We start from the raw sequence: 18,846 nt of genomic DNA, 5'->3' as shown, positions 1-18,846 counted from the left end.
AGATCTACTCCTTTAACACCGAGTGGATATAAATTGAAGGATCCATAAGCGTTTGAGCGGCTGTTGACACATAAGGAATAACAGCTTCTGCACCTAGTCCTAAAAAGACAGAAACAGCAAGTAAGATAGCGGATGGGTATAGAATTCCTTTAAGGGATACTTTTTCTTGACCAGAAGAAAGCGTAGGTTCACCCCAGAAGCAGCTCATGAAAATCTTAATGGCAGAATATAAAACGAGCAGGCTTGAAACGAGTAAAACTCCTACAAACGTGTAGCTCTCTGATTCTAAACCGCCTTGAACTAAAAGAAATTTTCCAATAAAGCCGCTTAGGGGAGGAATTCCTGCCAACGAAATAGTAGCGATAAAAAACATCCAGCCAAGCAGCGGATAGTCTTTAATTAACCCACCCATTTTCTTTAATTTTGTTGTTCCAGTTATTCGAATGATGCTTCCAGCAAGAAGGAAGAGAGCTGCTTTAATAATCATGTCGTGAATTAAATAATAGATGGCTCCTTCAAAGCCTGCTTTTGTTGTTAAAGTCACACCATAGACAATGACTCCGACAGCAATAATAATGTTATAAATTAAAATTTTATTCATATCCGAATACGCAATGGCGCCTACTGCACCAACAACGATAGTCAAAAGCGCAACGTAACCGATAATTTGATGAGTGAATTCAGGATGGTGATAAAACAGTAAAGTGAAAGTCCTGAAAATAGAGTAAACTCCTACTTTTGTTAGCAGCGCACCAAACAATCCGATAATAACCGGTGGAGGCGCACTGTACGAACCTGGAAGCCAAAAATACATTGGAAATAAAGCTGCTTTTAATGCAAATACAATAAATAAAAGCATGCCAATAGTTGTTAAAATTCCCGGCTGATTAGCCTCTGCAATTCGTTGCGAAAGGTCTGCCATGTTGAGAGTTCCTGTTACAGCGTACAAATAAGCAACAGCAATTACAAACAAAGCGGATGAAATTACATTAACTAAAATATACTTAAGAGACTCTCGAAGCTGTGCTTTTGTACCGCCAATTACAATAAGAGCATACGAAGACATAAGCATGACTTCAAAAAAGACAAATAAGTTAAAGATATCACCTGTCAAGAAGGCGCCAAATACGCCTACTAATAAAAACTGCACAAACGAATAAAAGTAAAAGCGTTCACGTCTTTCGCCAATTGTATGAAAAGCAAAAAGAACGCAGCATAGTGTTACGATACTAGCAGTAAGTACGAGAAGGGAAGCGAACATGTCCGCTACTAGAATAATTCCAAAAGGAGGCTTCCAGTTCCCAAGCTCGTGAGTTAAAACACCTTTTGATTGAACCAACTGTACTAAATATGCAGCAAAAGCAGTGGTGGTGATTAACGATAAAACACTGATTATCCTTTGAAGTTTAATATTGTCTTTGAAAAAAATGAGCACAACACCTACAACAAACGGGATAAGCAGTGGGATGATTACAAAATTACTCGTCATGTTCATTTCCCCTTAACTTGTCCATATCGTCTGTTCCGAGTTCTTGATAAGCCCTGTAAGCTAGTACAAGGAAAAAAGAAGTGACGCCAAAGCTTATGACAATGGCAGTTAAAATTAGTGCCTGAGGTAAAGGATCTGTATAAGAAGAAGCCTTTTCTCCCAGAAGGGGAACACTACCCCCTTTTAATCCGCCCATCGTTAAAATCAATAGGTGAACACCGTGGCTTAATAAGCCTGTTCCAATAATAATTCGCAGTAAACTGCGGGATAACATGAGATATACAGCGGCAGTGAATAGAATCCCTGCCACTATGGACATTAATATTTCCACTATTCACTCTCTCCAATCGTTTGAATAATGGTCATCGTAACACCAACAACTACTAGATATACGCCTAAATCAAACAGTACAACGGTAGCTAAAGATGTTTTCCCGAGAAGGGGAAGGTTAAAGTAGCTGTACGTGTGAGTGAGAAAGGGAACTTTGAAAATAAATGATCCCAGCCCGGTTAAAATAGCTAGCAGCAGGCCGGAAGCCGCAACCTTCTTATAATCAAATGGGATGACTTTCGATACGGTTTTTATATCGAAAGCCAGCAGTAGTAATACAAGGGCAGCTGAGGTAGTAAGCCCCCCAACAAACCCTCCTCCAGGTGTATAATGACCTGCAAAGAAAAGATGAATGGCAAAAATGATAATAATGAATGTGACTACTTTTGTTGTGGTTTGTAGTATCAAATCATTTTTTTTCACTCTTCTTCCTCCTTTGTTAACCGAAGACGAATCATGCCATAGATAGCAAGAGCTGCTATACAAAGTACGGTAATTTCAAATAATGTATCAAATCCGCGGAAGTCAACAAGGATCACGTTCACCATGTTTTCGCCGCCTGCTTTTTCATAACTGTTTTCAATAAAGTAATGTGAAATGGATTCAAATAGTTTTGTACTGTTTGCTGATATGCCAAGCAATGTAACGGTCGTTCCTACAAGAAGAGCAACCAGTAAGTTTGGCAGTTGAAACTTCACCCTTACTTTTCGCTTCCGAAACTCCGGCAAGTAGTAGAAACATAGTAAAAACAGTGATACTGATACAGTTTCAATCACTAATTGAGTCAAAGCTAAGTCAGGAGCACGGAATAATACGAAAAATAAAGAAAGTGTATACCCGACAACTCCCAGCGAAATAATGGCTGTGAGGCGTGATTTTGCCAATAAAGTCGTAATAGTAGCCGCAACCATTACAACTGCTAGTATGGCTTCATAAACACCGATAGAAGCAGTATCTTTTAAATCAATCGCAAAGGCATTCTGAGAAAAGAGCGTTACGAGAATTAAAATGCCTATGAAAGTAAAAATGATTAAAAGATAGTCTCTAATAAATCCTGTCATTAATGTTTTCATAATACGTGTTGAGCCTTTTTCCATCCCTTTAATTCCATAATTATATCCGTTGTTAAGCGTTAAAGAAGAAGGAAATCGTGTATAAATTTTTGACCACTTCTGAAGCGTCATAAATAACAAGATACCAAATGTGATGACCCCTAGCGTCATAAATAATTCTGGCGTAAAGCCGTGCCAAAATTTAATATGCACTTGATATTCTTTACCTTCAGCTAGCAGGCTAGGTGCGATAGATGCCATTGTTGGCTCAATAAGGGTTGATTCTAATAAATTAGGAGCAAAGCCAAAAATAACAACCAGTGATGCTAAAATAACAGGTGAAATAAGCATGCCTACTGGTGCTTCATGCGGCTTCTTCTCCAATTTTTCGGGCTGGTATTTGCCTGTAAAGGTTTTAAAGACAAGAATCATACTATAGACGAAAGTGAAAATACTTCCCACCCAAGCGATGATAGGCAGCAAAATTCCCCACGTCTGCATGCTATACATATCCATTTTTGTCACGTTTACCATGCCTGTAAAAAACATCTCTTTACTTAAAAATCCATTAAAGGGAGGAAGACCTGCCATTGCAAATCCCCCGATGATAGCAATGGTAAATGTCACAGGCATGAAGCTCATTAACCCGCCTAACTTTCTAATGTCACGCGTGCCTGTTTCATGATCGACAATGCCTACTACCATAAACAAGCTGCCTTTGAAGGTAGCGTGGTTAATCAAATGGAAAACCGCTGCAGTAAGAGCCACTAAGTAGATATTATCGTCTAAAAAATCATAATGAATAGCTGCGCTGCCTACTCCTATAAGTGACATAATCATCCCAAGCTGACTAATTGTTGAAAAAGCTAAAATCCCTTTCAAGTCTTGTTGCTTTACGGCTGAAAACGAGCCCCAAAACAGTGTAATTAGTCCTGTGATGGAAATAACAAAAAACCAAGTGGCGCTTATAGCAAAAACAGGGCTGAGTCTTGCTAAAAGATAAATTCCCGCTTTTACCATTGTAGCTGAATGAAGGTATGCACTCACTGGGGTTGGAGCTTCCATAGCATCTGGCAGCCAAATATGAAAAGGAAACTGAGCAGATTTTGTAAAGGCCCCTAATAAAATGAGGACTAGAGCTGGAATAAATAGATGACTTGATGTGACCACATCTACGTTTGAGATAATTTCGCGTATGCTGAAAGTACCTGTCATGACGTATAAAAGCACAATTCCTGCTAATAGGGAAAGTCCTCCGAATACGGTAATGAGCATAGATTTTAAGGCTCCGTATTGAGATTTCTCTCGTTTGTACCAATAACCAATCAATAAAAAAGATGAAAGGCTTGTTAATTCCCAAAAGCTGTAAAGACTCATTAAATTGTCTGATAATACAACTCCAAGCATAGATCCCATGAAAAGAAGCAAATAGACATAAAACGAATGCAGCGCTTCTTTTGTCTTAGAAAGATAATAAATGGAGTAAAGAATAACAAGTGTCCCAATTCCGGTGATTAACAGAGAAAATAGAAGACCGAGTCCATCCACATAAGCATCAAAGTTAATGCCCAGACTAGGTATCCATTTCATTGAATGTAGGTAGGTTTCCCCTTTAGAAACACCACTGATATATTGTGTGAAATAAATGAACAACACAAGTGGAAGAGGCAAAACGAACCACCCTGTATGAATACGCTGGAATTTTCTATACAGAAGCGGGACAAAAAAGGCTAATAAAAAAGGCGATAAAATCACCAAGTGCAACCACGACAAAAGACAAACCTCCTTGTGATATTCAATTCTGTAACCGATTATATAATAATTTAATTATGCATGCATCCATGCTAATTCTTAGTATCAGCAGAATTTTCAAGGCTTATTAAATAAATAGAAACTCGTCACAAAATCCATAAAAAAAACATAAAAAAATTTTTTTGACGTATAAAAATCATGTGGAATTGTCACTCTAAGAGTGAGGTGATGGAAATGTATAGGAAACAAATAGCCATCAGTTTTCTCATTTTTACCGCACTATGTATCAGTGGATTTGTGCTGAATAATCACTTGGAAATGAAAGAAGAAAACAGGATGCTAATCACTTCTAAAAGTGAAGCTGAAAATTCAATATCAATAGACTCTTCCCTGTTAAAAGCTTCTTATAAACCGAGACAATATGTAAAGATAGGTGAAATGAACTATATTGCACCATCCGGTAAGCAAATAGAAAACGATTGAAGACCACTCTTTAGTCGTTTTTTATTTGCTTATTATTTGTGTAATCGTGCATGAATTACGTTCTGTAATCAAAGAACATTAGTTGACTTCATAACTGAATTTATCGTTAAATAAAAGGGTACATACAATGATTGCAGTTTCAACAAACTATAATGATTGTGTCAAATTGTAAGTGGATTCACTTGAATTCAGCTAACAGTTTCGATAAAGTGGAAAATAAAGATATTTTAATGGAGGAACAGACTATGACACATGTTCGTTTTGATTATTCAAACGCGTTATCATTTTTTGGTGAACATGAACTTACATACTTACGTGATGCCGTGAAAGTAGCTCACCATTCAATTCATGAAAAAACAGGTGCTGGGAACGACTTTTTAGGATGGGTAGACCTTCCTACGGAGTATGACAAAGAAGAATTTGCACGCATTCAAAAAAGTGCAGAAAAAATTAAATCTGATTCAGATGTATTGATTGTTATTGGTATTGGAGGATCTTACTTAGGTGCTCGTGCTGCTATTGAAATGCTTCAGCATTCATTCTATAACACATTATCAAAAGAACAGCGTAAAACGCCGCAAGTTATTTTTGCTGGTAACAACATCAGCTCAACATACATGAAAGACTTAATGGATGTTTTACAAGATAAAGATTTCTCTATTAATGTTATTTCAAAATCTGGTACAACAACAGAACCGGCGATTGCTTTCCGTATCTTCCGTAAATTATTAGAAGAGAAATACGGCAAAGAAGAAGCACGCAAGCGTATTTATGCAACAACAGATAAAGAGCGCGGCGCATTAAAAACATTAGCGGACGAAGAAGGCTATGAAACATTTGTTATTCCAGATGATGTAGGCGGCCGTTATTCAGTATTAACAGCAGTTGGCTTATTACCAATTGCCGCTGCAGGTCTTGATATCGAACAAATGATGAAAGGAGCAGCTGATGCTCAAGAAGCATTCTCATCATCAGAGCTAGAAGAAAACCCAGCTTATCAATATGCTGTAGCTCGTAATGTTCTTTATAATAAAGGAAAAACAATTGAAATGCTGATTAACTATGAGCCAGCTCTTCAATACTTTGCTGAATGGTGGAAACAGTTATTTGGTGAAAGTGAAGGAAAAGATCAAAAAGGTATTTACCCTTCATCTGCTAACTTCTCAACGGATCTTCATTCTTTAGGTCAATATGTACAAGAAGGTCGTCGTGATATTTTTGAAACAATTGTACAAGTTCAAGATTCTCGTCATGAGCTAACAATTGAAGAAGACGCAGCAGACTTAGATGGACTAAATTACTTAGCTGGGGAAACAGTTGACTTTGTAAATAAAAAAGCGTTCCAAGGTACAATGCTTGCTCACACAGACGGAGGCGTTCCAAACTTAGTTGTAAACATTCCGGCGTTAGATGAGTATACGTTTGGATATGTTGTATATTTCTTCGAAAAAGCATGCGCAATCAGCGGCTATTTATTAGGAGTAAATCCGTTCGATCAGCCTGGAGTAGAAGCATATAAAGTAAATATGTTTGCTCTTCTTGGAAAACCTGGTTTTGAAGAGAAAAAAGCAGAATTAGAAAAACGTTTGAAATAAATAAAAAGTTCACCTTCTTCTTAGAAGGTGAACTTTTTTGCTTTTGAGATAAAGGATAAAAAGCTGGAAAAAGGACATGTTAAAACAGAGGAGGGATAAGATGATTGAATTATCTTCAAGATTAGATGGCACATTATTCAAGCTTTATGAATTAGAAAAAACGCTTAAGCCGCTTGGGTATAACATTGGAGGAAATTGGGATTATGATCATGGTTCATTCGACTATAAGATGAATGATGAAGTCGGCTATCAGTTTTTACGTATCCCGTTTACAGCTACGAATGGAGAACTGGATTCTAAAGGAACAACCGTACAGATTGGTACGCCATTTTTACTTTCACATAAGTATCAAATTGGCCTAGATGACAATGTACACAATGGAAACGTGGGTGCTTCATTTAATCAGTTTGCAGAACCCCAAGACGCAGACGCTTCATTTCCAGAAAAGTATATCAGCTTAGGAGAAGAGCTAATTAGAGAGGCAGAAGAGGCGCTGCTTCAGTAATTGAAGGGACTATTCTTTTCTTAAACTCTCTAATTTTTTTACAAAAATATGTTCGTACATGACTTGACTAATCAACTCGTTTGTTTTAATCATTTCATTTACCCCTAAATTTTGCGCATTTTGAATATGCTTTTTTGTTAACAGTTCAACGATGCTGTAAATAGAAGGGTTCAATCCTTGCAGAGCGACTAGCGTAACAATAGTATTCATGTCTGCATATTCTTCTGTCTTATGCTGATCCGCAGTAATCAGCACTTTTTTTGCGTACCGAGCATTGGCAAGTTCTAATACCTCATAGTGAGAGGGACTTCCTTTAATAAAATGAACGCGATCACAGATCATGGGGTTTTTAGTCAGAGAGTCGTCGATAAGAACAATGTCTTCTTTATGAAATGCGTCGCGATAAGACTCTAATACGAGTTTGGCGCGCTCATTCCACCCAACAATGATGAAGTGATCTTTTCCATAAAACTTTAAATTCCCTTCCAAATAAGCGCTCTCAGCGGAAACAGCAATTTTAGAAAGCGTGACAAAATAAGTAGTAATAAATCCCGTTCCAATCAGGACTAAAATAATTGCAGCTAACCTTCCAATTGTAGTGGTGGGAGCAAAATCACCGTACCCTATAGTAGAGATTGTAATAATAACCCACCAAATTCCTTCAAACACATTCCCAAACGTTTGCGGCTCTAAGAAATGTATAAGCATGCCAAAAAGTAAAACAAGGCAGCCGATAATAAAAAGAAGCCGCACTAAAATAGAACGACGAAAAAGTCGAAATAATAGCCATTCCATCATAAAAAAACCTCCAGTGATTAGTCATAGCCACAGTATGACCATTTTTTACTGAAGGTATAAGATATCTTTATCTTTTTACTTCGTAATATTCAATCCATTCTTTGTCTGGACCGTAGAAAAATAAGTATCTTGCTCCATTTGGCAAAGTTACAATGTTTTCTTCCACAAATGAAACGCCTGCTGATTTTAAACGCTCAAACTCCTCTTCAATTCCGTCTACTGCCAGCGCAAAATGATGAACTTTACCTTCATTCGGTAAGCTTGAGTTATACCCTTGAATTAACTCTACGATTACATTGCCTTCTAAGCCTAGAAAAGCTAGCTTCAAAGACGGATCGGTATGTGGTAGTGTTTCGATGAGCTCTAATCCCACTTTTTGTGTATAAAACTCAATAGATTCTTCTATATTCTTTACTTGAACGCCTACATGTTCAAATTTTAAAATTGCCATATGCATCACCCGTATCTATAGTATGTAAAAACTATGAAATATATTAAAGAGAAAGGATAGAGAAGTCAAGATAGGGCTGCTTATCAGGAAAGAGCCCTTAAATCATATTTTTGCTGGAGTGAATAGGATAGAGGCTTCCATCAAGAGCAAACGAAATTTTACCTGTTTCTTCGGATACAACTAAAATTAATGCATCCGATTTTTCCGACATTCCAATGGCTGCACGGTGACGTGTTCCCAATTTTTTGTTCGTTGAAATAATAGACGAGAGAGGTAAAACATTAGCAGCTGAAATAAGCTGATTATTTCTAATTAGGACGGCTCCGTCATGTAAGGGTGTCCCTGGATAGAACAGTGTCTCAACTAGCGTAGCGCTGACAGGAGCCTGAATAGGTATTCCTTTTTGAATAAGAGGATCTACATTTTGTTCCCGTTCAATGACAATTAAGGCGCCATGACGTTTCTCAGAGAGGTTATGAATAGCTAAGGACAGAGCAGCATATTCAAATGTATAAGGCGATAAGTAATGACGCAAGTAATAAGAGGCGGCCGTAGCTTGAACATCTTGAAATAACCTTCTCATCTCCTCAAAATCACATAGGATACAATGATCACTCGTGTCTAAATGTTTAATTAAATTAGAGGCTTCAGTTGAAATCTGCTGTAAATATGTTTGCACATTATTTTTAATTGTATCGTCTAATTGAAAGGATTGTCTCTCCATCGTATATAGCTCCTATCTGTCAGTCAGTGTTATCTGTAATGTGTGCTAATGCGGATGAATTATCCGTAAAGCTTATAAATCCGTTATTAATTTTATAGAGAGGTTTTGCATTTTATTTAGTAAGAGAACATCAAAAGTTGGAGAAAAAAGAAAGCGTTTTATAAACTGATATGTTCACATTTGGGTTAAATTTACATATGTTGTTTTAAATAAAAGTATAGATATTTCTGTGAATTTAAAGTATAGTTTTCTTATCGGATATATGATTTTTAATGTTGACAAATATTCTAAATATGCTAAATTTTTAAAAAATGCTTATCAAGAGTGGTGGAGGGATCTGGCCCGCTGAACCCCGGCAACCTGCTTAGCAAGGTGCTAATTCCAGCAAAGTGTGTATCATTTTGAAAGATAAGGTGAAAATCTATTGCCTACCCAGTCTTTCAATACGGAAGACTTTTTATTTTGATATAGCGCAAGCGATAATTTGAGTAGGGAAACTAGTGACTGTAACCCCCGACTTAATACAAATCTTTGAACACGTCGAAGCAAAGTAAGAAGTAAATAGTTTCGCTGACTAGACACACTAGAGGCGGTTTTATCCAATTCTAGTGGGTAAAACCGTCTTTTTTTATTGGATAACGCGGATAACTAAGAATTGGAGTGAAGAAAATGGCAGACTTATATACGTACGAAAACTGGAATGATACATTTCCAGAGTTCGACAGTGAAGATGAAACAAAAGGAGCCCTTTCAGCATTGCAGTGGGCGTATGATACCTACGGAGATTCAATCATTTATGCATCAAGCTTTGGGATCGAAGGGATCGTGTTAATTGATTTAATTTCAAAAGTGAAAAAAGATGCTGAAATTGTCTTTTTAGATACGGGCGTTCATTTTAAAGAAACATATGAAGTGATTGATGCAATTAAAGAACGCTTTCCTGATTTGCGTATTCATATTAAAAAACCGGATTTAACGCTTGCAGAACAAGCCGAGAAACATGGAGATGAGCTTTGGAAGAGTCAGCCTAACCTATGCTGTCAAATTCGAAAAATCATCCCGCTAAGGGAATCTCTTGCTCCTTATGATGCGTGGATTTCTGGTTTGAGACGCGAGCAGTCTGAATCTCGTGCCAACACGAATTATTTTAATAAAGATGAGAAATTCAAGAAAGTTAAAGTCTGCCCGTTAATTCATTGGTCTTGGAAAGAGGTTTGGCGCTATGTGTATAAGCATGATTTACCATATAACAAACTTCATGATCAAGGATACCCAAGTATCGGCTGTGAGCCCTGTACCGCACCTGCCTACAATGTAGACGATTTACGTTCAGGAAGATGGGCAGGTACACAAAAAGTTGAATGCGGATTACACGAATCTTAAATACGAAAGAGCTGAATAAATGATGCTTTTATATGTTGCCTTTATCATTGCACTTTTTTTTGCAATGAATATTGGGGCAAGCGGTGCAGCAGCTGCTATGGGCGTTTCATACGGCTCCGGTGCGATTAAAAAGCGAAGAGTAGCCCTTTTCATCTGTGCTGTAGGTATTGTGCTCGGAGCCATTATCGGAGGCGGTGAGGTGGTAAAAACTATCAGTTCAGGTATCATACCTGAAAAATTGCTGTCAGTAGAATTAGTTATTATCATTCTGGCTGCTGCAACGCTGTCACTCTTTTTCGCAAATTTAATTGGTATCCCTCTATCAACAAGTGAAGTAACGGTTGGCTCAGTTGTTGGAGTAGGAGTAGCTTATCAATCTCTGTATGTGGAAAAACTTTTAGTTGTAATGTCTTTTTGGATTATTGTTCCGCTGGTTTCATTTGTCATTGCTTTTTTGATTGGAAAAGTGATGAAACGCAGAGCCTATAAAAAGGAAGCAGAGGGAAATTGGAAAAGAGTTTTAACGATTTTAGTTATAGCGACGGGATTCTTTGAAGCCTTCTCAGCTGGAATGAATAACGTGGCAAATGCTGTCGGTCCGCTGGTAGGAGCTGGATTAATGGATGCTACAACGGGTGTCATATCAGGAGGATTGGCAGTGGCGCTTGGAGCTCTTTTATTAGGAGGCCGAGTTATTGAAACAAACGGAAAAAAAATTAACTCGCTATTCTGTAGGAGAAGGTTGTATTATCTCGGGTACTGGTGCTTCTCTTGTTACAGCAGCTTCATTTTTTGGTTTGCCAGTACCGCTTACACAGGTCACTACATCTTCTATTATTGGAATAGGGGCAGCGAAAACGGGATTTACGAAAGAACAGCGCGAAGTGGTCATTCAAATGTTAAAGGTTTGGGTGGTATCCCCTGTATTTTCACTCGTAATCTCATATGTTCTTGTGAAATTAGTACTTGAAAGCGACTTATATTCATTTGTGGTGCTAGCTAGTGGCTGCATTGCCACAGCAGGTGTTCTAAGCTTAGCTAGAACGACTAGAAGAAAAAGAGCAAGCTTGCAGTCGGAAAAAGAAAAAATGACTGCGTGATTCAAGTGCTTTTTATTATATTGCGTTAATTACTTAAGGAGGATTTTACAAAATGACAACAATTCAAGCACACGGTGGAGAATTAATTAATTTATATCAACCAACATATGACTACACTTCACTAACAAAAGAAATTGAAGTAGACAACATGGCCCTAAGTGATTTAGAACTAATTGGAATTGGTGCTTACAGCCCAATTACAGGGTTTTTAGGAGAGAAAGATTATCAATCAGTTGTTGAAAATATGCGTCTAGCAGATGGAACTGTATGGAGTATTCCTATTACTCTTCCCGTAACAGAAGAGCAAGCTAAAGAATTAAACATTGGCGACAAAGTAAAGCTAGTTCAAAGCGGTGTGACATATGGGGTTCTAGAAGTTTCTGAAGTATATACGCCAAATAAAGAAAAAGAAGCGGAAAATGTGTACCGCACAGCAGAACTTGCCCACCCTGGTGTGAAGAAAATGATGGAACGCCCAAATGTATATGTAGCAGGTCCAATCGTACTTGTAGAACGTACGCCTAAAACGCGTTTTGAAAAATATTATCTAGATCCGACTGAAACAAGAGCAGCATTTGAAGAGCGCGGTTGGAAAACGGTTGTTGGATTCCAAACTCGTAACCCTGTTCACCGTGCGCATGAATATATTCAAAAAACAGCATTAGAAATTGTAGACGGCCTGTTTTTAAATCCACTTGTAGGAGAAACAAAGTCAGATGATATCCCAGCAGATATCCGTATGGAAAGTTATGAAGTACTTTTAGAGAACTATTATCCTAGCGATCGTGTAGCTTTGGCAGTTTTCCCTGCTGCAATGCGCTATGCTGGACCTAGAGAAGCTATTTTCCATGCAATGGTTCGAAAAAACTTTGGATGCACGCATTTCATTGTAGGCCGTGACCACGCTGGTGTTGGCGACTACTATGGAACATATGACGCACAAAAAATCTTCAGTAACTTTACGGCAGATGAATTAGGAATTACACCTTTATTCTTTGAACACAGCTTCTACTGCAAGAAGTGTGAAGCGATGGCATCAACGAAAACATGCCCTCACAGCAAAGAAGATCATATGATTCTATCTGGAACAAAGGTACGTGAAATGCTTCGTAACGGAGAAGTGCCACCAAGCACATTCAGCCGTAAAGAAGTAATTGAAGTGTTAATTAAAGGATTAGCAAAACAAAAAGTATCTTCAAAATAAGGAGCGGTTGAAGTGAGCAAATCAACAAACATTACGTGGCATGATGCTGGAATTACAAAAGAGGAAAGACGCGAGCAAAATAATCATCACAGTTTTGTATTATGGTTTACGGGTCTTTCGGGTTCAGGTAAATCTACCGTGGCAAACGCAGTGGCAAAAGCGCTTTTTGATAAAAATATTCGCAATTATGTATTAGATGGTGACAATGTTCGTTTTGGCTTAAATAAGAATCTAGGGTTTTCTGCTGAAGATCGTACAGAAAATATTCGCCGTATCGGTGAGGTTTCTAAGCTGTTCGTAGACAGCGGTCAAGTGGTACTAACAGCATTTATCTCTCCATTCCAAGAAGACCGCGCTCAAGTGCGTGAGATCTTAGAGGGGAATGAATTTTTGGAAGTATATGTGGAGTGTCCGTTAGAAGAATGTGAAAAAAGAGATCCAAAAGGCCTTTACAAAAAAGCAAGAAGCGGAGAAATTCGTGATTTTACAGGAATTGATTCTCCGTATGAGTCACCGGCTAATCCTGAAGTAACAATTAATACAAGCACACAGTCTGTAGAAGAATGTGTACAAACTGTGATTGAATATTTAGCTAACCGAAAATTCATCTAAATGACAGCGGACTTTGTCCGCTGTTCTAATTCAAATTAAAATGTGGGAGCGCTGCGGAGACGTGGAAATGATGGAAGGGTGAAAGGCATTCATGGGGAAAGTATATCTAGTCGGTGCAGGACCAGGAGATCCAGATTTAATTACATTAAAAGGGTTAAAAGCAATTCAGCAAGCAGATGTTATCTTATATGATCGTTTAGTGAATAAGAACCTGCTGGAGTATGCTAAAAGTGATGCTGATATTATTTACTGCGGAAAGCTTCCAAACTACCATACCCTCAAGCAAGAAACAATCAATAACTTTTTAGTGAAATTCGCTAAAAAGGGAAAAATTGTAACGCGCTTAAAAGGCGGGGATCCATTTGTTTTCGGACGCGGAGGGGAAGAAGCAGAAGCTCTCGTGCAACAGGGCATTTCATTTGAAATTGTTCCAGGAATTACATCAGGTATCGCAGCCGCTGCTTATGCAGGAATCCCTGTCACTCACCGGGAATACAGCGCAAGCTTTGCTTTTGTAGCAGGACACCGTAAAGACAGCGAGCATGATGCAATCAAATGGGACAGCCTAGCCAAAGGTGTAGATACTCTTGCCATTTATATGGGAGTGAGGAACTTACCGTACATTTGTCAACAGTTAATGAAACATGGAAAAACCTCAGCTACGCCAATTGCATTGATTCACTGGGGCACATGTGAGGACCAGCGCACTGTAACTGGAACTCTTGGTACAATTGTTGATATTGTTAAAGAAGAACAAATTGAAAATCCCAGTATGATTATCGTTGGTGAAGTTGTGAATTTTCATGATCGGTTGAATTGGTTTGAGAAGAATGGACAGCATTACTATTCGTATGCACAAGAAGCTTACTAAAGAGGTTGATTATATGGATGCAGTTTTATATGTTTGCCATGGCAGCCGCGTAAAAGAAGGCGCTGATCAGGCAGTTGCTTTTATTGAAAGGTGTAAAAAAAATCTAGATGTACCGATTCAAGAAGTTTGTTTCCTAGAACTAGCTTACCCTACTATTGAACAAGGATTTGAAGCGTGTATTGAACAAGGTGCTACTCGTATTGCAATTGTGCCGCTGCTGTTATTAACAGCTGCGCATGCAAAGCATGATATACCTGAAGAAATACACAAAGTATATGAACGCTATCCACAGGTAGAAGTGCTGTACGGAGAACCGTTCGGCGTAGACGAACGAATTGTTGATATCTTAGTAGAGAGAATCAATGAAACCAACGTGGATAAGCATGAAGATTCGATGGTATTGCTGGTCGGCAGAGGAAGCAGTGATCCTGCTGTAAAAAAAGATTTTAACGAAATAGCTCAACTGCTAAAAGGTAAAGGAGCTTTTAAAGAAGTGAGCACATGCTATTTAGCTGCCGCTGCTCCTAATTTAAAAGAAGGCCTGCACCTTGCTAAACAAACTTCGTATAAGCAAGTATTCGTTCTTCCTTACCTTTTGTTTACCGGTATTTTAATGAACGAAATTAAGGAAGAATTGGAGCAGTTATCAACAGATGACCAGCAGTTTATCTTAGCCAACTACCTAGGTTATCATGATGGACTTGCACACATTTTAAGTCATCAAGTAAAAACGTTATTATCGAGCAAAGGAAATCAATACGATGTATACCGTTATGCTTGATTTAAAGGATCGTTCGGTCTTAGTAGTTGGAGGCGGAACAATCGCAACTCGTAGAATTAAAGGTTTTTTACAAGAAGGAGCAGCCATTACAGTGGTTGCTCCAACTGTTTCAGCCGAAATAAGTGAGTGGGAAGCTAAAAATCAGCTCCGTGTAAAAAGAAAAAAACTAGGAGAAGAAGACTTACTTAATGTTTTTTTTATTGTTGTAGCTACAAATGATAAAGCTGTGAATAAGTTTGTTAAACAGCATATTAAAAATGATCAGTTGGTTAATATGGCCAGCAGTTTTTCTGATGGAAATATTCAAATTCCTGCACAGTTTTCTAGAGGGAGATTATCGCTAGCAATATCCACAGATGGCGCTAGTCCTTTGTTGACAAAACGAATTAAAGAAGAATTATCTTCAACTTATGATGAGAGTTACACACAGTATACACAGTTTTTGTATGAATGCAGAGTTCTTATCCACAGATTGAATGTATCAAAGAGCCGTAAACATGAGTTATTAACAGAAATTATCGATGATCAATACCGGCTGTCTCTAGTAAAACAGAGGGAATTTTTACAACAGATTGAAAAATATAAATAAAAAAACGGCCAATTGGCCGTTTTTTATTTATACATTTTCAACTTCAATGCTACGAATACCGCTGATTTTTTGAATCTCGTAATACACTTCTGTAGTAGGACGCTGATTATTAACTGACACTTTCATACGTATATATAATTCATTGGTGTCTAAATCTTTGATTCGAATATTTTTTATCGTAATATTCTTTTCTCTAATGCTGTTAGTTGTATCAAAAATATTGTGCTTATCAGCCAGCTTGAGTTGAAGAATAAGCTCTTTCTCGCGCAGTTGCCTAGGCCCTAGAATAGTAATAAGGAAAGGAAGAAGTTCAACGCTGATGATGAGCAGTACAACTCCGGTAATAGCTTCAGGATAAAACCCTGCACCTACCGCAATGCCTATACCTGCTGCTCCCCAGATAATAGCCGCTGTTGTAAGCCCGGAGATGCTGTCATTTTCTTTTCGTAAAATAACACCCGCTCCTAAAAAACCAATTCCAGAAACAATTTGAGCAGCCAGACGAAGCGGGTCCATTGTGATATGGTCACCTTTATTAAAAATTTGAGAAGACTCAATCGAAACAATCGTGAGTAAGCAGCTAATAATGGAAATTACGAGAGATGTTTTTAAACCAACAGGCTTTCGTTTTAGTTCCCTTTCAATTCCAATAATAAGGCCAAGTACAGCAGAAATACCTAATTTAAGCAACATTTCATTTTCCATTATTTTCACCTATTTCAATAGACATTGTTGTTTATATCTGTATGAAAGAAGAAAAACAGATATGTATCAGTATAGTAAACTTTTCTTCATAATGACAGGTGAAATTCAAAAAAATCTGATTATTTATAAAGCGCTACGATCTTTTCTTTTAATTTATATTTTTGAATCTTGCCGGATGCCGTCATGGGAAAGTCGTCTATAAAATAAATATATTCGGGAATTTTGAAATGAGCAAGCTTACCTTTGCAAAAGTCTTTGATTTCTTGAGCGGTAAGAAAAGAATGTTGCTTGAGTTTAATGCATGCAGCAACTCGTTCTCCATACTTTGGATCAGGAATACCGACAATTTGCACATCTTCTACCTCGGGTATTCTATATAAAAACTCTTCAATTTCTCTTGGGTAAATATTTTCTCCGCCTCTAATAATCATATCTTTTAGGCGTCCTGTAATTTTTACATAGCCATCTTTATCGATGGTAGCTAAATCACCTGTATGTAGCCAGCCTTCTACAATTGTTTTTTCTGTTTCTTCCGGCATTTTGTAATATCCTTTCATTGTTAAATATCCTTTTGCACAAAGTTCTCCTTGTTCTCCGAAAGAAGCTTGTTTACCTGTAACTGGATTAATAATTTGAATCTGTACATGATCATGCACTTTGCCAACCGTTTGTACTCGCCGCTCGATCGAATCAGTTGGAGTTGTTTGGGTGATTACGGGAGATGTTTCGGTTTGACCATAGGCGATGGTAATTTCGTTGATACCCATGTCATGTATAACTCGCTTCATTACTTCTGCTGGACAATTAGAACCAGCCATGATTCCTGTGCGAAGAGTAGATAAATCATATTGATTAAACTCAAGTGCATTTAATTCCGCAATAAACATAGTTGGTACACCGTGAAGAGCTGTACATTTTTCTTTCTCTACGGTGCGTAAAACAGAGGAAGGCTGAAATTCAATAATCGGTAGCATAGTAGCACCTACGGATATGCATGCTAGAACGCCCAGCACACATCCAAAACAATGAAAGAAAGGAACTGGGATGCATAAGCGGTCTTCGTTAGTCAGTTTCATAGACTGAGCAACTAAAAAGCCGTTGTTTACTATATTATGGTGACTTAGCATAACTCCTTTTGGAAAACCTGTTGTTCCGGAAGTATATTGCATATTGATAACTTCATGGATATGTAAGGATTGCTCATACTTATCGAGAATCTCATCCGATACCATTGAGCTACTCATTAAGAACTCGTTCCAAGAAGTATGTTCGCTTGATCCACTTAAGTTTATAAGATGTTTTAGTTTGGGAAGATTATGTTCAATGTTGGTGATAATAGACGTATAAGAAGTGCTTTTAAATTCATCAATGAAAAATAGCGCTGCTGTATCAGAATGACTCAATACATACTCTAATTCAGAGGACTGGTAGCTTGTATTAAGGGTAACCAAAACAGCGCCTATTCTAGCGGCTGCGAATTGCAGAAGTAACCATTCTGGCACATTGGTAGCCCAGATAGCGATATGATCGCCTTTTTTGAGACCGGTGGCTAGAAGTGCCTTTGCAACTCGAGAGGTTTCTTGATAAAACTCTGCGTACGTATAGCGAATATTTTGTTCAGAGTAGATAACCGCTTCTTGATGCCCAAACTTTTTTGTACTTTCTTTTAAAAGTTCTCCAACCGTTAATTCAAGCAATGGTTTCATTTGGTTTCCTCCTTGAATAATGTTAAAGTATATATGAAAGCGTTTTCTAAAAGTAGTTTATCAAATTTAAAGAAAGTGTTCCAAAAAATCATTCGACAAATTCCTTCACTGTCCACCGCACGTATGAAGAAGGGGGGAACTAAATTTATCGTATTGATTTCAATAAGTAAGTATACCGAATGCGAATATTGTAATAAAATAAAGAAATGTCTCCTTATTATAAGAAGACAACGTAACATCATGTTAATAAAGAATGGTATAAAAATATGAAGTAAACAAACAAAAAATCATGCTGAATGTTGAAAGTGAAATAAATGAAAGGCCGTTGACTTTGCCTTCTTTATTAGACATTTGAATTGATTCCCAATAAGCAAGTGAAATTAAGAGAATAGACATACAAAAGGACAAATAGAGTGCAGCTGCAATTAAGGTATCCAAGTGAACGCCTCCTTGGCGGATAATGATTTAATAGACATTATGCTAGTTTGTATCTAGATATGCTAGTATCTATTAATTGGCTAACGTTTCGTGTACAAGAAAATAGTTTTTAAAAATATATAGAAAAACTATTGCACAATAAAAGAAGGCATGGTATATTATTAAATGTCGCTAAGATGAACTGCTGAAGCAAACATCGAAGTGATAAATAAATAAAAAAACTTGTTGACAACTAGGTTGCAACTTGTTATGATAGTAAAGTCGCTTAAGAGCGGCGG

The 18,846-nt window shown here is 37.7% G+C and carries 19 protein-coding genes, 1 pseudogene and 1 riboswitch; of the genes and pseudogenes, 10 read left to right on the top strand and 10 right to left on the bottom strand.

What is annotated here, in order from left to right; translation table 11 throughout:
- Window positions 1–4 precede the first annotated feature (4 nt).
- The 4 genes from N178_RS07170 to N178_RS07155 are packed head-to-tail and all read right to left on the bottom strand — an operon-like array spanning window position 5 to window position 4,644.
- Window positions 5–1,489: a Na+/H+ antiporter subunit D gene (locus N178_RS07170; RefSeq protein WP_045291566.1), complete on the bottom strand. Its 1,485-nt coding sequence runs from the start codon at window positions 1,487–1,489 to the stop codon at window positions 5–7.
- On the bottom strand, window positions 1,479–1,820 hold the full coding sequence (locus N178_RS07165) for a Na(+)/H(+) antiporter subunit C (RefSeq protein ID WP_013059592.1): 342 nt from the start codon (window positions 1,818–1,820) through the stop codon (window positions 1,479–1,481). Before N178_RS07165 ends, N178_RS07170 begins: the two co-directional genes overlap by 11 nt.
- Complete coding sequence (locus tag N178_RS07160) at window positions 1,820–2,242, bottom strand: Na(+)/H(+) antiporter subunit B (protein WP_013085301.1); 423 nt, start codon at window positions 2,240–2,242, stop codon at window positions 1,820–1,822. The genes N178_RS07165 and N178_RS07160 overlap by 1 nt, the downstream gene beginning before the upstream one ends.
- Window positions 2,239–4,644: a Na+/H+ antiporter subunit A gene (locus N178_RS07155; RefSeq protein WP_045291564.1), complete on the bottom strand. Its 2,406-nt coding sequence runs from the start codon at window positions 4,642–4,644 to the stop codon at window positions 2,239–2,241. Before N178_RS07155 ends, N178_RS07160 begins: the two co-directional genes overlap by 4 nt.
- A 213-nt stretch (window positions 4,645–4,857) precedes the next feature.
- On the opposite strand from N178_RS07155, the gene N178_RS07150 reads away from it, so the two are divergent.
- From N178_RS07150 to N178_RS07140, 3 genes are all read left to right on the top strand, one after another.
- Window positions 4,858–5,106 (top strand): hypothetical protein, encoded by a 249-nt coding sequence (locus N178_RS07150; RefSeq protein WP_080890159.1) that lies wholly within the window; start codon window positions 4,858–4,860, stop codon window positions 5,104–5,106.
- Window positions 5,107–5,351: 245 nt separating this feature from the next.
- On the top strand, window positions 5,352–6,701 hold the full coding sequence (locus tag N178_RS07145; RefSeq protein WP_045291561.1) for a glucose-6-phosphate isomerase: 1,350 nt from the start codon (window positions 5,352–5,354) through the stop codon (window positions 6,699–6,701).
- 100 nt (window positions 6,702–6,801) lie between these two features.
- Window positions 6,802–7,206 (top strand): YugN-like family protein, encoded by a 405-nt coding sequence (locus tag N178_RS07140; protein ID WP_033580473.1) that lies wholly within the window; start codon window positions 6,802–6,804, stop codon window positions 7,204–7,206.
- Between the two features lie 9 nt (window positions 7,207–7,215).
- On the opposite strand, the gene N178_RS07135 is transcribed toward N178_RS07140, so the two are convergent.
- The 3 genes from N178_RS07135 to cdaS form a co-directional block, all read right to left on the bottom strand.
- Window positions 7,216–8,004: a potassium channel family protein gene (locus tag N178_RS07135; protein WP_045291560.1), complete on the bottom strand. Its 789-nt coding sequence runs from the start codon at window positions 8,002–8,004 to the stop codon at window positions 7,216–7,218.
- A gap of 67 nt (window positions 8,005–8,071) precedes the next feature.
- Window positions 8,072–8,455 carry a VOC family protein gene (locus N178_RS07130; RefSeq protein WP_045291558.1) on the bottom strand — a complete coding sequence of 128 codons (384 nt, stop codon included), beginning with the start codon at window positions 8,453–8,455 and terminating at the stop codon, window positions 8,072–8,074.
- A gap of 97 nt (window positions 8,456–8,552) precedes the next feature.
- Complete coding sequence (cdaS, locus tag N178_RS07125; RefSeq protein WP_045291556.1) at window positions 8,553–9,179, bottom strand: sporulation-specific diadenylate cyclase CdaS; 627 nt, start codon at window positions 9,177–9,179, stop codon at window positions 8,553–8,555.
- Between the two features lie 312 nt (window positions 9,180–9,491).
- A riboswitch (SAM riboswitch) is annotated at window positions 9,492–9,594 on the top strand.
- A 254-nt stretch (window positions 9,595–9,848) separates the two neighbouring features.
- Between cdaS and N178_RS07120 the strand changes: the two genes are divergently transcribed.
- The 7 genes and pseudogenes from N178_RS07120 to N178_RS07090 all read left to right on the top strand — a co-directional run bounded on the left by N178_RS07120 (window position 9,849) and on the right by N178_RS07090 (window position 15,719).
- Complete coding sequence (locus tag N178_RS07120) at window positions 9,849–10,562, top strand: phosphoadenylyl-sulfate reductase (protein WP_045291555.1); 714 nt, start codon at window positions 9,849–9,851, stop codon at window positions 10,560–10,562.
- 19 nt (window positions 10,563–10,581) lie between these two features.
- Window positions 10,582–11,662: pseudogene (locus tag N178_RS07115) on the top strand (inorganic phosphate transporter).
- 52 nt (window positions 11,663–11,714) lie between these two features.
- A complete protein-coding gene (sat, locus tag N178_RS07110) occupies window positions 11,715–12,866 on the top strand; it encodes a sulfate adenylyltransferase (RefSeq protein WP_014457931.1) in 1,152 nt (383 codons plus the stop codon).
- Window positions 12,867–12,878: 12 nt separating this feature from the next.
- Window positions 12,879–13,478: an adenylyl-sulfate kinase gene (gene cysC / locus N178_RS07105; protein ID WP_045291553.1), complete on the top strand. Its 600-nt coding sequence runs from the start codon at window positions 12,879–12,881 to the stop codon at window positions 13,476–13,478.
- 91 nt (window positions 13,479–13,569) lie between these two features.
- Entirely contained in the window at window positions 13,570–14,349 is a 780-nt protein-coding gene (cobA, locus tag N178_RS07100) for a uroporphyrinogen-III C-methyltransferase (RefSeq protein WP_045291552.1), read from the top strand.
- A gap of 13 nt (window positions 14,350–14,362) precedes the next feature.
- Window positions 14,363–15,130, top strand: coding sequence for a sirohydrochlorin chelatase (locus tag N178_RS07095; RefSeq protein ID WP_045291551.1), 768 nt, complete (start codon window positions 14,363–14,365; stop codon window positions 15,128–15,130).
- Window positions 15,111–15,719, top strand: a complete 609-nt coding sequence (locus N178_RS07090; protein WP_045291550.1) for an NAD(P)-binding protein — start codon at window positions 15,111–15,113, stop codon at window positions 15,717–15,719. The genes N178_RS07095 and N178_RS07090 overlap by 20 nt, the downstream gene beginning before the upstream one ends.
- Window positions 15,720–15,746: 27 nt before the next feature.
- On the opposite strand, the gene N178_RS07085 is transcribed toward N178_RS07090, so the two are convergent.
- The 3 genes from N178_RS07085 to N178_RS07075 all read right to left on the bottom strand — a co-directional run bounded on the left by N178_RS07085 (window position 15,747) and on the right by N178_RS07075 (window position 18,568).
- Window positions 15,747–16,424: an MgtC/SapB family protein gene (locus N178_RS07085; RefSeq protein ID WP_013059577.1), complete on the bottom strand. Its 678-nt coding sequence runs from the start codon at window positions 16,422–16,424 to the stop codon at window positions 15,747–15,749.
- A gap of 119 nt (window positions 16,425–16,543) precedes the next feature.
- On the bottom strand, window positions 16,544–18,130 hold the full coding sequence (locus tag N178_RS07080; RefSeq protein WP_045291549.1) for an AMP-binding protein: 1,587 nt from the start codon (window positions 18,128–18,130) through the stop codon (window positions 16,544–16,546).
- Window positions 18,131–18,373: 243 nt separating this feature from the next.
- Window positions 18,374–18,568 (bottom strand): hypothetical protein, encoded by a 195-nt coding sequence (locus N178_RS07075; protein ID WP_013059575.1) that lies wholly within the window; start codon window positions 18,566–18,568, stop codon window positions 18,374–18,376.
- Window positions 18,569–18,846 lie beyond the last annotated feature (278 nt).

Source organism: Priestia aryabhattai B8W22 (genome assembly GCF_000956595.1).
In the GTDB taxonomy this organism is placed as follows: domain Bacteria; phylum Bacillota; class Bacilli; order Bacillales; family Bacillaceae_H; genus Priestia; species Priestia aryabhattai.
The sequence above is the reverse complement of the archived record's forward strand: the minus strand, read 5'-3'. Positions and strand labels throughout refer to the sequence as shown.

What these genes read in the sequence shown, in the direction of transcription:
- N178_RS07170 (WP_045291566.1), bottom strand. Translation starts at nt 1,489, where the DNA reads ATGACGAGTAATTTTGTAATCATCCCACTGCTTATCCCGTTTGTTGTA.
- N178_RS07150 (WP_080890159.1), top strand. Translation starts at nt 4,858, where the DNA reads ATGTATAGGAAACAAATAGCCATCAGTTTTCTCATTTTTACCGCACTA.
- N178_RS07145 (WP_045291561.1), top strand. Translation starts at nt 5,352, where the DNA reads ATGACACATGTTCGTTTTGATTATTCAAACGCGTTATCATTTTTTGGT.
- N178_RS07140 (WP_033580473.1), top strand. Translation starts at nt 6,802, where the DNA reads ATGATTGAATTATCTTCAAGATTAGATGGCACATTATTCAAGCTTTAT.
- N178_RS07135 (WP_045291560.1), bottom strand. Translation starts at nt 8,004, where the DNA reads ATGATGGAATGGCTATTATTTCGACTTTTTCGTCGTTCTATTTTAGTG.
- N178_RS07130 (WP_045291558.1), bottom strand. Translation starts at nt 8,455, where the DNA reads ATGGCAATTTTAAAATTTGAACATGTAGGCGTTCAAGTAAAGAATATA.
- cdaS (WP_045291556.1), bottom strand. Translation starts at nt 9,179, where the DNA reads ATGGAGAGACAATCCTTTCAATTAGACGATACAATTAAAAATAATGTG.
- N178_RS07120 (WP_045291555.1), top strand. Translation starts at nt 9,849, where the DNA reads ATGGCAGACTTATATACGTACGAAAACTGGAATGATACATTTCCAGAG.
- sat (WP_014457931.1), top strand. Translation starts at nt 11,715, where the DNA reads ATGACAACAATTCAAGCACACGGTGGAGAATTAATTAATTTATATCAA.
- cobA (WP_045291552.1), top strand. Translation starts at nt 13,570, where the DNA reads ATGGGGAAAGTATATCTAGTCGGTGCAGGACCAGGAGATCCAGATTTA.
- N178_RS07095 (WP_045291551.1), top strand. Translation starts at nt 14,363, where the DNA reads ATGGATGCAGTTTTATATGTTTGCCATGGCAGCCGCGTAAAAGAAGGC.
- N178_RS07090 (WP_045291550.1), top strand. Translation starts at nt 15,111, where the DNA reads ATGTATACCGTTATGCTTGATTTAAAGGATCGTTCGGTCTTAGTAGTT.
- N178_RS07085 (WP_013059577.1), bottom strand. Translation starts at nt 16,424, where the DNA reads ATGGAAAATGAAATGTTGCTTAAATTAGGTATTTCTGCTGTACTTGGC.
- N178_RS07080 (WP_045291549.1), bottom strand. Translation starts at nt 18,130, where the DNA reads ATGAAACCATTGCTTGAATTAACGGTTGGAGAACTTTTAAAAGAAAGT.